Source organism: Blastococcus mobilis (genome assembly GCF_900188025.1).
GTDB classification, from domain to species: domain Bacteria; phylum Actinomycetota; class Actinomycetes; order Mycobacteriales; family Geodermatophilaceae; genus Blastococcus_B; species Blastococcus_B mobilis.
Genome location: NZ_FZNO01000007.1, coordinates 23,311 through 36,881, shown reverse-complemented (window position 1 = coordinate 36,881; position 13,571 = coordinate 23,311). Strand labels below are relative to the sequence as shown.

Genomic DNA, 13,571 nt, shown 5'->3' with positions numbered 1-13,571 from the left:
CGTGCCGGTGATCCCATGGCGGTGACCCTCGAGACCCCGCTCACCCGCGTCCTGGGGCCCAAGACCGCGAGCAGCATGGCCGAGCAGCTCTCTCTGCACACCGTCCGGGACCTGCTGCGCCACTACCCGCGCCGCTACGCCAGTCGCGGCGAGATGGCCCGGCTCGACGACCTCGAGAAGGGCGACCGGGTCACGATCCTCGCCCAGGTCAAGAGCGTGAACACCCGCCGCATGCGTCAGCGCCACGGAACGATCACCGAGGTCACCGTCGGCGACGGCGCCGGGTCGATGACCCTGGTGTTCTTCAACCACCGGCACGCCCACCTCCGGCAGGGCGCCTGGGGCCTGTTCGCCGGCACGGTCGGCAGCTACCAGGGCAAGCTGCAGTTCACCCACCCCGACTGCCACCTGCTGGACGGGGACAACGGCGACGACGACTGGGCCCGCGCCCTCGTCCCGATCTACCCCGCCAGCAAGGACGTCTCGAGCTGGGTGATCCAGAAGTCGCTGAAGCTGCTGCTCGGACCGCAGGGCAACCTCGCCGGCCTGGTCGAGGACCCGCTGCCCGAGGAGATGCGGACCAGGCACGGGATCCTCCCGCTGGCCGCGGCCCTCCTCGACATCCACCGGCCCACCACCATGGCGGACGTCGAGCGCGCCGCCCACCGGCTCAAGTGGGACGAGGCGCTGACGCTGCAGCTGACCCTTGCCGCCCGCCGCCGGGCCGCGGCCCTCGAACCGGGCACCGCGCGGCCGCGGCGCGCCGGCGGGCTGCTGGACGCCGTCGATGCCGCGCTGCCCTTCGCGCTCACCGAGGGGCAGCGGGCCGTGGGGGAGGAGCTGGCCGCCGAGCTCGACCGCGACCAGCCGATGCACCGGCTGCTGCAGGGGGAGGTGGGCTCGGGGAAGACGGTCGTGGCCCTGCGCGCGATGGCCCAGGTCGTGGATGCCGGTGGCCAGGCAGCGCTGCTGGCGCCCACCGAGGTCCTCGCCGCGCAGCACGCCCGCGGCATCCGCGAGCTCCTCGGGCCGCTGGGCCGGGCCGGCGAGCTCGACGGCGACCCCGCCGGCACCCGCGTCACGCTGCTCACCGGGTCACTCAAGGCGGCCGCCAAGCGGGAGGCCCGGGCCGAGGTCGCCGAGGGCCGGGCAGGCATCGTCGTCGGGACCCACGCCCTGCTGCAGGAGGGCGTGGAGTTCGCCGACCTGGGCCTGGTCGTGGTCGACGAGCAGCACCGGTTCGGGGTCGAGCAGCGGGACGCCCTGCGCGCCAAGGGGAACCGCCCCCCGCACGTGCTCGTCATGACCGCCACGCCCATCCCGCGCACCGTCGCGATGACCGTCTACGGCGACCTCGAGATCTCCACGCTGCGTCAGCTGCCCAGCGGTCGTGGCGGCGTGTCCAGCTCGGTCGTGCCGGTGACCGAGAAGCGGGCCTGGCTCGACCGCGCCTGGGAGCGGCTGCGCGAGGAGGTGGCCGCCGGTCGCCAGGCCTACGTCGTCTGCCCGCGGATCGGCGACAGTCCCAGTGACGCTGCCGGGGCCGACGACGAGCCCGAGGACGCCGACGGCGCACCCGACGACGGGCCGCGCGGTGATCGCCGCCCGCCGCTGGCCGTCCTCGACATCGCCGAGCTGCTGCGCGGCGGCCCGCTGGCCGGCCTCCGGCTCGACGTCCTCCACGGCCGGCTCACCCCGGAGGAGAAGGACGCCCGGATGCGCGCCTTCGCCGCGCGCGAGATCGACGTCCTCGTCGCCACGACCGTCGTCGAGGTCGGGGTCGACGTCCCCAACGCCACCGTCATGGTCGTCATGGACGCCGATCGCTTCGGCGTCAGCCAGCTGCACCAGCTCCGGGGCCGCGTCGCCCGTGGGCAGCACCCCGGGTTGTGCCTCCTGGTCACCGATGCGTCGACCTCGTCGTCCACCGGGCAGCGGCTCGCCGCGGTCGCCGCCACCTCCGACGGCTTCGAACTGGCCCGGCTGGACCTGGAGACCCGGCGCGAGGGCGACATCCTCGGCGCGGCGCAGTCCGGCCGGCGCTCGGGGGTCCGGATGCTGTCCCTCCTCGAGGACGAGGAACTCATCGCCACCGCGCGCGCCGAGGCGACCGCGCTGCTGGAGAACGAGCGCGGGCTGGCCGACCATCCGGGGCTGGCCACCGAGGTCGCCCGCCTGGCCACCGACGAACGTGCCGAGTGGTTGGAGAAGGCGTGACCGTCCCATGACTCGGCTGATCTCGGGAACGGCCGGCGGGCGCCGGCTCAAGGTGCCCCGGTCCGGCGTGCGACCCACCGGCGACAAGGCCCGCGAGGCGCTGTTCAACGCGCTCACGCACCTGACCGACCTCCGCGGCGCGGCCGTGCTCGACCTCTACGCGGGGTCCGGCGCACTCGGGCTGGAGGCGCTCTCCCGTGGTGCGGCCACCGTCGTCTTCGTCGAGTCCGCCCCGGGCGTGCTGCCGGTGCTCAAGGAGAACCTGGCGACCGTCGGGCTGCCCGGTGGACGGGTGGTCGCCGGGTCGGTGCCCACCGTGGTCGGCGGCGCGCCGCCCGCGCGGTTCGACGTCGTCCTCGCCGACCCGCCGTACGCCACGCCGTCGGACGAGGTCCTCAGCGTGCTCCGGTCGCTGGCGACGGGCGAGTGGCTGGCACCGGACGCGGTGCTCGTGGTGGAACGGTCCAGCCGCGAACAGCCCTGGGAATGGCCGACACCCCTGATCGGCTTGCGCGACCGACGCTACGGAGAGGCCCAGCTCCGGTACGGTCGCTCACCGTGAGACGCGCCGTCTGCCCGGGATCCTTCGACCCGGTGACCAACGGTCATGTCGACGTCATCACCCGGGCCGCCGGCCTCTACGACGAACTCGTCGTCGCGGTGCTGGTGAACCCGGGCAAGGCCGGTTTGTTCTCGGTCGCCGAGCGGATGGACCTCCTGCGCGAGGCGGTGGCCGACCTCGGCAACGTGACCGTCGACAGCTTCGAGGGACTTCTCGTCGACTACTGCCGCGCCCACGGGATCCCGGTGATCGTCAAGGGCCTGCGCGCGGTGAGCGACTTCGAGTACGAGCTGCAGATGGCCCAGATGAACCGTGAGCTGGCGGCTGTCGAGACCCTGTTCGTCCCCACCGCGCCGCAGGTCGGCCATCTCTCCTCGAGCCTGGTGAAGCAGATCGCGACCTTCGGCGGTGACGTCTCCAGGCTGGTCCCCAAGGCCGTCGACGACCGGCTGCGGGAGCGCACGCGACAGGACGGCGCCCCATGACCGAGGTGGTCTACCGGCTGTACGAGACGGTCGACGAGCTGACCACGGTGATCGAGAACGCGCGCAGCGTGCCGATGTCGGCGTCCTGCATGGTGCCGCGGGACCACCTGCTCGACCTCCTGGACGACCTCCGCGAATCCCTCCCCGAGGACGTGCAGGCCGCCGGCGCGATCGTCGAGCAGCGCACCGAGATCCTGCAGCAGGCGCAGGCCGAGGCCGAGCGGCTGACCGGTCGCACCCGCGGCGAGAGCGAACAGCTGCTCAGCTCGGCCCGGCGCCAGCGCGACGAGCTGCTGGGCACTGCCCGCCGCCAGCGCGACGAGATCCTCGCCCAGGCCCAGGCCGACGCCGAGGACATCCTCGCCGAGGCGGAGGCCGAGGCCGAGCGGCTCGTCGCCGAGGGGATGGCCCATCGCGAGGCACTGCTCGCCGACGCCCAGGCGCAACGAGCCGAGATGCTCGCCGCCGCGCAGGCCGAGCACGAGCGCCTGATCACCGAGACCGAGGTCTACCGCGGGGCGGTCGACCGGGCCGACGAGCTGGGCGCCCGGACCGCCGCCGACGTCGCGCGGATGCGTGCCGAGGTCGACCAGTACGTCGACAGCCGGCTCGCGGACTTCGGGACGACGCTCGAGCGGATGCTCCATTCGGTCGAGAAGGCGCGGACGACGCTCCGCGAGTAAGAGGACCCCGTGCCCCCCGCTACTCGCTCCGCTCGCAGCGGGACCCCGCACGGGGGCCGCACTCCGGGTCGGACTGCAGGGCGCCGGTGCCGTCCGGCGATCGGGTAGTCTCGACTCCTGGTCCGATCGCCGGTTGCTCCGCTGCACGCGGGGTGGTCCCGGCCGGCCGCCAACCCACTGCCTACCGCGAGTACTGACATGTCTGCCTCTTCGCTCAGCTCAGGCGCCGAGTCCTCGGGTCCACGGACCACGGACGCCCGGCGTCCCGCAGCCAACCCCTGGCGCGTGGATCTCCGTGAGCTGGGCCGTCGCGCGGGGTCGCTGCACGAACTCGACCGGACGGCGCCGGCGCCGGAGAACTGGCGGGTGGAGCTGATCGGCGTCCCCGCGGGCGCCGACGTGCACCTGCGGCTGCGGCTGGAGTCGGTGATGGAGGGCGTGCTCGTCAGCGGCGACCTCGACGTCCCGGTCACGGGCTCCTGCGCCCGGTGCCTGGAGCCGATCGAGGACACCCTCTCCCTGGACGTCCAGGAGCTCTACGCCTACGAGGGAAGCACCACCGAGGCGACGAGCGAGGAGGACGAGGTCCGCCGCATCGAGGGCGACCACCTCGACCTCGAGCCGCTGGCCCGTGACACCGTCGTCCTGGCCCTGCCGCTGGCCCCGGTCTGCAGCGAGGACTGTGCCGGGCTCTGCGTCGACTGCGGCCAGCGCCTCGACGACCTGCCGGCCGACCACGCGCACGAGATCGTAGACGCCCGCTGGGCCGGTCTCGCCGCCAAGTTGGGTACCGACCCGTCCACTTCCTCGCCGGGCGCCCCCGGCGAGAGCCCCACCACTGAGGAGAACTGACCGTGGCTGTCCCGAAGCGGAAGATGTCCCGCTCCAACACCCGCAAGCGCCGCTCGATGTGGAAGGCCACGGCGCCGACCCTGTCGCCGTGCCCGAACCGCGCCTGCGGCGAGCTCAAGCCCCCGCACCAGGCCTGCCCGACCTGCGGCCAGTACGACGGCCGCCAGGTTCTCTCGGTCTGACGACCTCCCGAGGATCTGCCGTGGGGACGACGGCCGCCGGGGCGCACCCTCGCGAGGGTGCCGCCGTCGGCCGCCCCCCGGGCGGTCCCGCTCACGCCGATCGATCCGCCGCCTGGCTGCGGGACGCCCTCGGCGTCGAGCTGCCCGATGGCCTGCTCGGCCTTGCGCTGACGCACCGGTCCTTCGCGTACGAGAACGGCGGCCTGCCGACCAACGAGCGGCTGGAGTTCCTGGGCGACTCGGTGCTCGGCCTGGTCGTCACCGACGAGCTCTACCGCAGCCAGCCGGACCTCCCCGAGGGCCAGCTGGCCAAGCTGCGTGCCTCGGTGGTCAACATGACCTCGCTGGCGGGCGTGGCGCGGCGGCTGGGTGACGGCGGCGTCGGCCCGCACCTGTTGCTCGGCCGCGGCGAGGAGGCCACGGGCGGCCGGGAGAAGGACTCGATCCTGGCCGACGCCCTCGAGGCGTTGATCGGCGCGATCCACCTCGGCTGCGGCCTCGACATCGCCGCCGCGATCGTCCACCGGTTGTTCGACCCGCTACTGGTCGAGGCGGCGACCCGGGGTGCCGGTCTGGACTGGAAGACCAGCCTCCAGGAACTCGGTGCGGTCCGGGGTCTGGGGGCGCCCAGCTACCGGGTCGAGGACGACGGGCCCGACCACGCCAAGACCTTCGCCGCCGCGGTCCTCCTCGCCGGCACCGTCTACGGACGGGGCAGTGGCCGCACCAAGAAGGCCGCCGAGCAGGAGGCCGCCGAGGCGGCCTGGCGGGCGCTCTCCCAGGACGGCTGAGCGGTGCCGGAACTTCCCGAGGTCGAGGTGGTCCGGCGGGGCCTGGAGCAGTGGGTCGCCGGGCGCACCGTCGCCGCCGTCGAGGTGCATCACCCGCGCGCGGTGCGCCGGCATCTCGAGGGGGCCGACTCCTTCGTGGCGCAGCTGACCGGCCGCACGCTCACCGCCGCCCACCGTCGCGGCAAGTACCTGTGGCTGCCGCTCGCCGAGCCGGACGGGGCGCCGTCCGGCGGAGCGCTCGTGGCGCACCTGGGCATGAGCGGACAGCTGCTGGTGGAGAAGCCCAGCCAGCCGGACGAGACGCACCTGCGTGCCCGGTTCACCTTCACCGACGGCGGCCGCGAGCTGCGCTTCGTCGATCAGCGGACCTTCGGTGGCCTGGCGGTCGAGGAGTTGCCTCGGGGTGGTGGGGCGGGCGGAGCCATCGCGGCGGACATCCCGTCGCGGCTGGCGCACATCGCGATCGACCCACTGGACGGCACCTTCGACGAGGCGGCCTTCAGCGCCGCGCTCCGGCGGCGCCGTACGGAGGTCAAGCGCGCGTTGCTCGACCAGACCCTGATCGGCGGCGTCGGCAACATCTACGCCGACGAGGCGCTGTGGCGGGCCCGGCTGCACGGTGCCCGGCCGACCGACAAACTCACCCGGGGCCAGGTGGCCGACCTCCTCGACGGGGTCCGCGACGTGCTGGGGGAGGCCCTGGCCCAGGGTGGGACGTCGTTCGACTCCCTGTACGTCGACGTCAACGGGCAGAGCGGCTACTTCTCCCGGTTCCTCGCCGTCTACGGCCAGGCCGATCGGCCCTGCCCCCGGTGCGGGACCCCGATCCGGCGGGAGTCCTTCATGAACCGTTCCAGCTTCAGTTGCCCGCAGTGCCAGCCGTCCCCGCGGGGCCGGCGGAAGCCGGCGGCGCCCAGGGCCCCCCGCGCATGAAGCGCCCCTCATGACGCGCCGGGCTGTCGCCCTCGTCTCGGGGCACGTGCAGGGCGTCGGGTACCGGTGGTTCGTGCGCGGGCTCGCCGGCGAGGCGGGGCTGAGCGGCTCGGCCCGGAACCTGCCCGACGGGCGGGTCGAGGTCGTGCTGGAGGGAGCCGACGACGCCGTCGCCGCCGTCCTGGGCGCTCTCGACGGTCCGCGCGCCCCCGGAACGGTGGCTGGGGTCGACTACCGGGACGAGCCCGCACAGGGGACAGCGAGCTTCACCACAGAGTGACGAACGCGACATCCCCCCGACACGGGGAGTAGGCGGTCTTCGCGTTGACCTGCGTGTCCGGGCCTGTCACCCTGGGGATACCACAGCTGGCGCCGACCGACATCCGGGGCGCCGGGCTCACCCTCTCGCTCGGAAAGGCCGTTGCAGTCATGGCCAAGGCCCTGTTCGGTCACGTCGTCGCACCCGCGGAGCTCCGAGTAGTCGAGGAGAACGCAGTCCTGCGGGCCAAGGTGCGGCGGCTGGAGCAGGAGCTCCTGGAGCTGCGCGCCCAGCGGGAGGCCGCGATCGCCCGCGAACTGCTGTCGATGGCCGGCGACAACGCCGAGCCGGCCCTGGCCTGAAGCCGGACACCTCGGAGTCGGGCCAGGACGTCGCCTGACGGCCCGACACCCCCCGCGTCCCACCTGCACCATCGGCCCCGACATGCGAGGCCGACGCCGGTGTCCCGGCTAGAGTGCCTGTTCCGTGCACCTCTCCAGCCTGACGCTCAAGGGCTTCAAGTCCTTCGCGTCCGCCACCACGCTCCGGCTGGAGCCCGGCATCACCGCAGTCGTCGGCCCCAACGGGTCCGGCAAGTCCAACGTCGTCGATGCCATCGCCTGGGTCCTCGGCGAGCAGGGCGCCAAGAGCCTGCGCGGCGGCAAGATGGAGGACGTCATCTTCGCCGGCACCGCCGGCCGCCCCGCCCTCGGCCGGGCCGAGGTGACCCTCACGATCGACAACTCCGACGGCGCGCTGCCGATCGAGTACACCGAGGTGTCGATCACCCGCCGCATGTACCGCTCCGGGGAGAGCGAGTACGAGATCAACGGCGACAAGGTCCGCCTCCTCGACGTCCAGGAGCTGCTCAGCGACTCCGGCATCGGCCGCGAGATGCACGTCATCGTCGGGCAGGGGCAGCTCGACGCCGTCCTCTCCGGCCGTCCCGAGGACCGCCGTGCCTTCATCGAGGAGGCCGCGGGGGTCCTCAAGCACCGTAAGCGCAAGGAGAAGGCGCTTCGCAAGCTCGAGGGGATGTCGCACAACCTCGATCGGCTGGCCGACCTCACCACCGAGCTGCGCCGCCAGCTGAAGCCGCTGGGCAAGCAGGCCGAGGTGGCCCGCCGGGCGGCGGGCGTGCAGGCCGACCTCCGGGACGCCCGCCTGCGGCTGCTCGCCGACGACCTCGTCCAGCTCCGGGACTCCCTCGACAAGGACGTCGCCGACGAGACGGCGGCACGGGAACGGCGGGCCCTGGTCGAGCGTGAGCTGTCCGTCGTCTCGCGCCGGGAGGCCGAGCTGGAGTCGGGGCTCGCCGCGAGCGCCCCGCGGCTGCAGGCGGCGTCGGACACCTGGTACCGCCTCTCCGCGCTCGGTGAGCGTTTCCGCGCTGTGGCCCAGCTGGCCGCCGAACGGCACCGCCACCTCTCCGCCGCCGGACCGGCCGCCAGTGCGGGGCGCGACCCCGACCAGCTGGACGCCGAGGCCGACCGGGTGGCGGCGACCGAGACCGAGCTCGCGGCCGGTCTGGAGGCCGAACGCACCCGCCTGGCCGCCGTCGTCGCGCAGCGCGCCGAGCTCGAGACGGCGCTGGCCGCGGAGGAGCGGGCATGGGTCGCCGCGGCCCGGGCGCTGGCCGACCGTCGGGAAGGCCTGGCACGGCTGTCCGGTGAGGTCGCGGCGGCCCGCTCGCGGGTCGCCGCCGGCCAGTCGGAGATCGAGCGACTCACCCTGGCCGCCGGCGAGGCCGCCGATCGTGCCGAGGTGGCCACTGAGCGGCTGGCCGAGCGGCGTGCGGTGGTGGCCGACCAGCAGGACGGCGACGTCGCGCTGGTCGCGGCCCACGAGGAGGCCGTCGCCGCCCACGCTGCCGCGGCCCGGCTGGTCGCCGAGCTGACCGCGGCCGAGCGGGCAGCCGAGCGGGACCGCGCCTCCTGGCAGGCCCGCCGGGACGCCCTGGCCCAGGGACTGACGCCGGTCAACGGCGCCGCCGCGCTCCTCGGGGCCGGTCTGACCGGGGTGCTCGGCCCGGTGGCCGATCGGCTGACCGTGCGGGCCGGCGACGAGGTGGCGCTGGGTGCCGCCCTGGGCGGGATGGCCGACGCCGTCGTGGTCTCCGGCGTCGCCGCGGCCGCGGCCGCGCTGGGACACCTCAAGGGCACCGACGGCGGCCGGGCCGGGCTGCTGGTCACCGGCGGACTCCCGCCGGTCCCGCGGGACGGCTGGCCCGTGCTGCCTGAGGGTGTCCGGTGGGCACTCGACGCCGTCGACGCTCCCGACGAGCTGCAGCCGGCGCTGGCCCGGGCCCTGGAGCGCGTCGCTCTCGTCCCCGACCTGGACACTGCCGTCACGCTCGTGGGCACGCACCCGCGGGTGCGCGCCGTCACCGCCGCCGGCGACCTCGTCGGCGCGGACTGGGCGGTCGGCGGGCAGACCGACGCGCCGTCGAACCTCGTCGTCCGGGCGCGGGTGGACGAGGCCGACGGCGAGCTGGCTCAGGCCGTCACCCGGGCGGCTGAGCTCGCCGACCGTCTCGCGGAGGCCCGGGACGCCGCCCGCGACCGATCCGCCGACGTCGACGCCGCCCTCGTCGCCCGCCAGGCCTCGGACCGCTCGCGCTCGGCGGTCGCCGCCGAGCTGGCGGAGCTGGGCGCAGCCGCCCGGTCCGCCCAGGCCGAGGCCGAGCGCTCCCTCGCCGCCCGCGTCCGCGCCGAGCAGGCGCTGGAACAGGTGCTGACCACCCTCTCCGGACTGGAGCAGCGGCTGGCCGAGGCGGAGGCGGCCCCCGTCGAGGAGGAGCCGTCGACGGAGGTTCGCGACCGGCTGCGCGCCGAGGTCGCCGCGGCCCGTCAGGCCGAGACCGAGGCGCGATTGGCCGTCCGGACCGCCGAGGAGCGCGCCCGGGCCCTGCACGGCCGGGCCGAGTCGCTGCGGCGCCAGGCCCGGCAGGAGCGGGCGGCCCGCGAGCGGGCTGCGGTGGCACGGGCGGCGCGGGAGCGTGGCGCCGCCGTCGCCGCCACGGTCCGGTCCGATGCCGACGTGGCGCTCGCCGCCCTCGCGACCTCCCTGACGCGGGCGGCCGCCGAACGTGACGCGCTCGCCGCCTCGCGGTCCGCGCAGGAGGCCGAACTGCTCGAGGTACGTGGGCGGGTGCGTGCCGCCACCGCGGACCTCGACCGGCTCACCGACGAGGTGCACCGCGACGAGGTGGCCCGCGCCGAGCAGCGCTATCGCATCGAGGCGCTGGAGGCGCGCGCGGCCGAGGAGTACGGCGTCGACCTGCCGACGCTGCTCGGGGAGTACGGGCCTGGTGCACCGGTGCCGCCGTCGCCCCAGCAGGTCGCCGCGGCCGAGGCGGCGGGGGTGGCCGAGCCCGACCCGGTGCCCTACGACCGGGCCGTGCAGGAGCGCCGGGCGGCCAAGGCCGAGCGCGACCTGGCCACCCTGGGCAAGGTCAACCCCCTGGCGCTGGAGGAGTTCGCGGCGCTGGAGGAACGGCACGGATTCCTCGCCACCCAGCTGGAGGACCTCAAGTCCACCCGCCGGGACCTGCTCACCGTCGTCCGCGAGGTCGACGAGCGGATCCACGACGTCTTCGCCGCGGCCTTCGCCGACGTGGCGCGGGAGTTCGAGGGCGTCTTCGCGACCCTGTTCCCCGGCGGGCAGGGGCGACTGGTCCTGACCGAGCCCGACGACCTGCTCACCACCGGCATCGAGGTCGAGGCGCGCCCGCCGGGGAAGAAGGTCAAGCGGCTCTCACTGCTGTCCGGCGGCGAACGGTCGCTGACGGCCGTGGCCCTGCTGGTGGCGATCTTCCGCGCCCGCCCCTCGCCGTTCTACGTGCTCGACGAGGTGGAGGCCGCCCTGGACGACGTGAACCTGGGCCGGCTGCTCACTCTGGTGGAGCAGCTCCGGTCGACCTCGCAGCTGATCGTCATCACCCACCAGAAGCGGACGATGGAGATCGCCGACGCCCTCTACGGCGTGAGCATGCGCGGCGACGGCATCACCGGCGTGATCAGCCAGCGGCTGCGCGAGCTCGAGCCGGCTTAGTCCGGCCCCCTCCAGGGCACCGCCCCGAGCCTGCGAGGGGAGGGGAGGAGGGGGGTCCTCTTTCACACGCCGGACTGCACCAGCAGATCGACCATGACCGGCAGGTGGTCCGACGCGCCGCCGGCGTCGAGGACCTGGGCCGCGGCGACCGTCACCCCGGAGGTGACCCACACCTGGTCGATCCGGCGGTGTGGTGCGTGCGCGGGGTGGGTCAGCCCCTCCTCGCGCTGCCAGAAGCGCCAGCCCGCCTGGTCGTCGCGATCGTGCGCCAGGTCCCAGGCGTCGGAGAAGCGCCCCTGCAGCGGCTCGAGCTCGGGCGCGTCCGGGCGGGCGTTGAGGTCGCCCACGAGCACCCCGGCCTCCATCGACTCGGTGTGCAGCGCGGCCAGGGCGGTCACCTGCTCGGTCCGCCGATCCGGCCGGCCGGCGCTCAGGTGGGTGTTGGTCACCCAGAGCGTCCCGCCGTCCAGCTCGAGCATCGTCCGCAGGGCGCTGCGGGGCTCGCCCTCGCCGGGCAGCGGGTGGACGTCGCTGATCAGGATGGGCAGCCGCGACAGCAGCGCGTTCCCGTACTGACGCGGCCGGTCGTCCGGTCCCGGGTCGTCGATCGCCGGTCCCCAGGCGAGCTGCATGTCCAGGGCCCGCGAGAGCAGCAGCGCCTGGTCGACGTCCTCGCTGCGCTCACCGAAGTACCGGTCGACCTCCTGCAGGCAGATGACGTCGGCGTCCACCGAGTGCAGCAGCTTGGCCAGCCGCGGCAGGTCGTGCCGCGCGTCCTCACCGACCCCGTGGTGGGTGTTGAAGGTGACCAGCCGGACGGGGATCGGCGGCTGGTCGGGACCAGGGGCGGGCTTGGTCATGCGTGCAGCTTCTCAGGCCTCCGCGAGGGGAACGTCGAGCACCTGTCGCAGCTCGGGCCGCCCGCGCTGACTCACCAGGAGCACGAAGCGTGCCGACCGGTCCTTCAGGACGAGCTCACCGATCTGATTGCCGAAGAAGGGGCCGGCGAGCTTGTTCCATTCGAGCCGGTTCGGCTCCGCCTTCGCCAGCCGCGCCAGGGCGTTCGTGAACCGCTTCGCCGCGCGGCTCCAGCCGATCGTGAACCCGACGCGGATCGGGTGCGGTGCCTGGTTGTGCAGCGGGGAGACGGTGAGCTGGTGCACGCGGCTGGTGAGGTCCCCCGGTTCGACCAGTTCCGCGGCGTAGGCGTGGTGCACGTCGCCGGAGAGCACCAGCGCCGTCGCGGGTGCCCGGCCGTGGTCCCCGCGCGCGACGGCCGCCAGCGCCGCGCCCAGGCGGTCGAAGGAGTGCCCGAACGCCGCCCAGTGCTCGAGGTCGGCGGCCTGCCGCAGCGACTCGGCGATCCGCCCGCGCCACCGTCCGTGGTGGCGCACGTTGAGCGTCTCGTTCCAGCGTTCCAGGTTGTGGATCGCGTGCGGCAGCAGCCACGGCAGCGACGTGCCGAGGATCAGGTGCTCCACGCCCTCGTCGACGGCGCGGCGCATCGCGGCCTCGACCCAGGCGAACTCGTCCTCGTCGAGCATCCGGCGGTGCTGCTCCTCCAGGACGCGGCCGGCCCGGCTGTCGACCATGATCAGTCGAGCCTCGCCCCAGTGCCGCACGAAGCTCCACCGGATGGTCGCCGGCTCGGCATCGGCCAGCTCGGCCATCTCGCGCAGCATCGGCTCGGCGTCCCGAGTGGGGTCGTCAGCACTCATGCCCTGGATCGCCTGCCAGGTCTTGTTCTCGGCCAGCTCCTGCGGGCTGAGGTTGCCCAGGTGCTGGTAGACCCAGTAGCTGGTCAGGCCGCCGGTGATCCGTCCCCGCCACCAGGACCGGCGGGTGATCTTCTCGCGCCAGGCGGCCGAGGTGTTCCAGTCGTCGATCATCTCGTGGTCGTCGAAGATCATCGAGGACGGGATCGTCGACAGCAGCCAGCGCACCTGCGGGTCCCGCCAGGACTCGAAGTACAGCCGGGTGTACTCCTCGAAGTCGGCGACCTCGTGGTCCGGGGACCGCTTCTCCTCCCGACCGTTCCGCCGGCGGTGCAGCCACGACGTCGTCTCCTTCGTGAGCTCGTCGGCGTAGACCTGGTCGCCGAGGAGCACGAGGGCATCGGGCCACTGGTCCTCGGGCACGGCGGCCATCTGGGAGGCGTAGAGGACCAGCGCGTCCGGGGGGATGCCCTCGGAGTCCTCGACCGTTCGCCGGCTGGCGTAGCGGCAGGAACCGAAGGCCAGACGGAACGGCCCCGGGCGACCGGGCGTCCGGATCCGGCTGGGTGGGAACTCCGAGTTCCTCGGCGGCCACACCTGCGCGCCGTCCAGCCGCACCTCGTACGGCGTCGTGCTGCCGGGCTCGAGGTCCTCGACCATCACCAGGGCGTAGTGGTGACCGCCGACGCAGAACGTGCGCGCCCGCCGGCCGAGGACGTCGACCTCGCAGGGGCGATCGGTCTCCACCCACACCGTGGCGGACACCGGGTCCACGTGCCGCAGCAGTGGGCCCAGCAGGAGGACCGGATCAGCGCTCGTGGGTGACGACATCGGTCCAG

The 13,571-nt window shown here is 74.1% G+C and carries 13 protein-coding genes; 11 read left to right on the top strand and 2 right to left on the bottom strand.

Going from position 1 to position 13,571, the window contains the following annotated elements; translation table 11 throughout:
• The first annotated feature begins 15 nt into the window (after nucleotides 1–15).
• The 11 genes from recG (at nucleotide 16) to smc (ending at nucleotide 11,017) form a co-directional block, all read left to right on the top strand.
• Nucleotides 16–2,217, top strand: a complete 2,202-nt coding sequence (gene recG / locus CHB94_RS07940) for an ATP-dependent DNA helicase RecG (RefSeq protein WP_089336049.1) — start codon at nucleotides 16–18, stop codon at nucleotides 2,215–2,217.
• A 7-nt stretch (nucleotides 2,218–2,224) separates the two neighbouring features.
• Entirely contained in the window at nucleotides 2,225–2,779 is a 555-nt protein-coding gene (rsmD, locus tag CHB94_RS07935) for a 16S rRNA (guanine(966)-N(2))-methyltransferase RsmD (protein ID WP_089336048.1), read from the top strand.
• On the top strand, nucleotides 2,776–3,264 hold the full coding sequence (coaD, locus tag CHB94_RS07930; protein WP_217899220.1) for a pantetheine-phosphate adenylyltransferase: 489 nt from the start codon (nucleotides 2,776–2,778) through the stop codon (nucleotides 3,262–3,264). Before rsmD ends, coaD begins: the two co-directional genes overlap by 4 nt.
• Nucleotides 3,261–3,947: a hypothetical protein gene (locus tag CHB94_RS07925; RefSeq protein WP_089336046.1), complete on the top strand. Its 687-nt coding sequence runs from the start codon at nucleotides 3,261–3,263 to the stop codon at nucleotides 3,945–3,947. The genes coaD and CHB94_RS07925 overlap by 4 nt, the downstream gene beginning before the upstream one ends.
• Nucleotides 3,948–4,232: 285 nt before the next feature.
• Nucleotides 4,233–4,799 (top strand): YceD family protein, encoded by a 567-nt coding sequence (locus CHB94_RS07920; protein WP_254920486.1) that lies wholly within the window; start codon nucleotides 4,233–4,235, stop codon nucleotides 4,797–4,799.
• 2 nt (nucleotides 4,800–4,801) lie between these two features.
• Nucleotides 4,802–4,981: a 50S ribosomal protein L32 gene (gene rpmF, locus CHB94_RS07915; RefSeq protein ID WP_089336044.1), complete on the top strand. Its 180-nt coding sequence runs from the start codon at nucleotides 4,802–4,804 to the stop codon at nucleotides 4,979–4,981.
• Between the two features lie 20 nt (nucleotides 4,982–5,001).
• Entirely contained in the window at nucleotides 5,002–5,772 is a 771-nt protein-coding gene (rnc, locus tag CHB94_RS07910) for a ribonuclease III (RefSeq protein ID WP_089336043.1), read from the top strand.
• A gap of 3 nt (nucleotides 5,773–5,775) precedes the next feature.
• Nucleotides 5,776–6,705, top strand: a complete 930-nt coding sequence (gene mutM / locus CHB94_RS07905) for a bifunctional DNA-formamidopyrimidine glycosylase/DNA-(apurinic or apyrimidinic site) lyase (RefSeq protein WP_089336042.1) — start codon at nucleotides 5,776–5,778, stop codon at nucleotides 6,703–6,705.
• A 10-nt stretch (nucleotides 6,706–6,715) separates the two neighbouring features.
• Nucleotides 6,716–6,985, top strand: a complete 270-nt coding sequence (locus CHB94_RS07900) for an acylphosphatase (protein ID WP_089336041.1) — start codon at nucleotides 6,716–6,718, stop codon at nucleotides 6,983–6,985.
• Nucleotides 6,986–7,038: 53 nt separating this feature from the next.
• A complete protein-coding gene (locus CHB94_RS07895) occupies nucleotides 7,039–7,326 on the top strand; it encodes an MreC domain-containing protein (RefSeq protein ID WP_254920485.1) in 288 nt (95 codons plus the stop codon).
• Nucleotides 7,327–7,450: 124 nt separating this feature from the next.
• Nucleotides 7,451–11,017 carry a chromosome segregation protein SMC gene (gene smc / locus CHB94_RS07890; RefSeq protein ID WP_089336040.1) on the top strand — a complete coding sequence of 1,189 codons (3,567 nt, stop codon included), beginning with the start codon at nucleotides 7,451–7,453 and terminating at the stop codon, nucleotides 11,015–11,017.
• 62 nt (nucleotides 11,018–11,079) lie between these two features.
• On the opposite strand, the gene CHB94_RS07885 is transcribed toward smc, so the two are convergent.
• The gene (locus CHB94_RS07885) at nucleotides 11,080–11,877 is read right to left on the bottom strand and encodes an endonuclease/exonuclease/phosphatase family protein (protein ID WP_089336039.1); all 798 of its coding nucleotides are present in this window, start codon (nucleotides 11,875–11,877) and stop codon (nucleotides 11,080–11,082) included.
• A gap of 12 nt (nucleotides 11,878–11,889) precedes the next feature.
• Complete coding sequence (locus tag CHB94_RS07880) at nucleotides 11,890–13,563, bottom strand: alkaline phosphatase D family protein (protein ID WP_089336167.1); 1,674 nt, start codon at nucleotides 13,561–13,563, stop codon at nucleotides 11,890–11,892.
• Between the last annotated feature and the right edge of the window lie 8 nt (nucleotides 13,564–13,571).

Excerpts from the sequence above, each read along its gene's own strand:
- recG (WP_089336049.1), top strand. The coding sequence starts at position 16 with ATGGCGGTGACCCTCGAGACCCCGCTCACCCGCGTCCTGGGGCCCAAG.
- rsmD (WP_089336048.1), top strand. The coding sequence starts at position 2,225 with ATGACTCGGCTGATCTCGGGAACGGCCGGCGGGCGCCGGCTCAAGGTG.
- CHB94_RS07925 (WP_089336046.1), top strand. The coding sequence starts at position 3,261 with ATGACCGAGGTGGTCTACCGGCTGTACGAGACGGTCGACGAGCTGACC.
- CHB94_RS07900 (WP_089336041.1), top strand. The coding sequence starts at position 6,716 with ATGACGCGCCGGGCTGTCGCCCTCGTCTCGGGGCACGTGCAGGGCGTC.
- CHB94_RS07885 (WP_089336039.1), bottom strand. The coding sequence starts at position 11,877 with ATGACCAAGCCCGCCCCTGGTCCCGACCAGCCGCCGATCCCCGTCCGG.
- CHB94_RS07880 (WP_089336167.1), bottom strand. The coding sequence starts at position 13,563 with ATGTCGTCACCCACGAGCGCTGATCCGGTCCTCCTGCTGGGCCCACTG.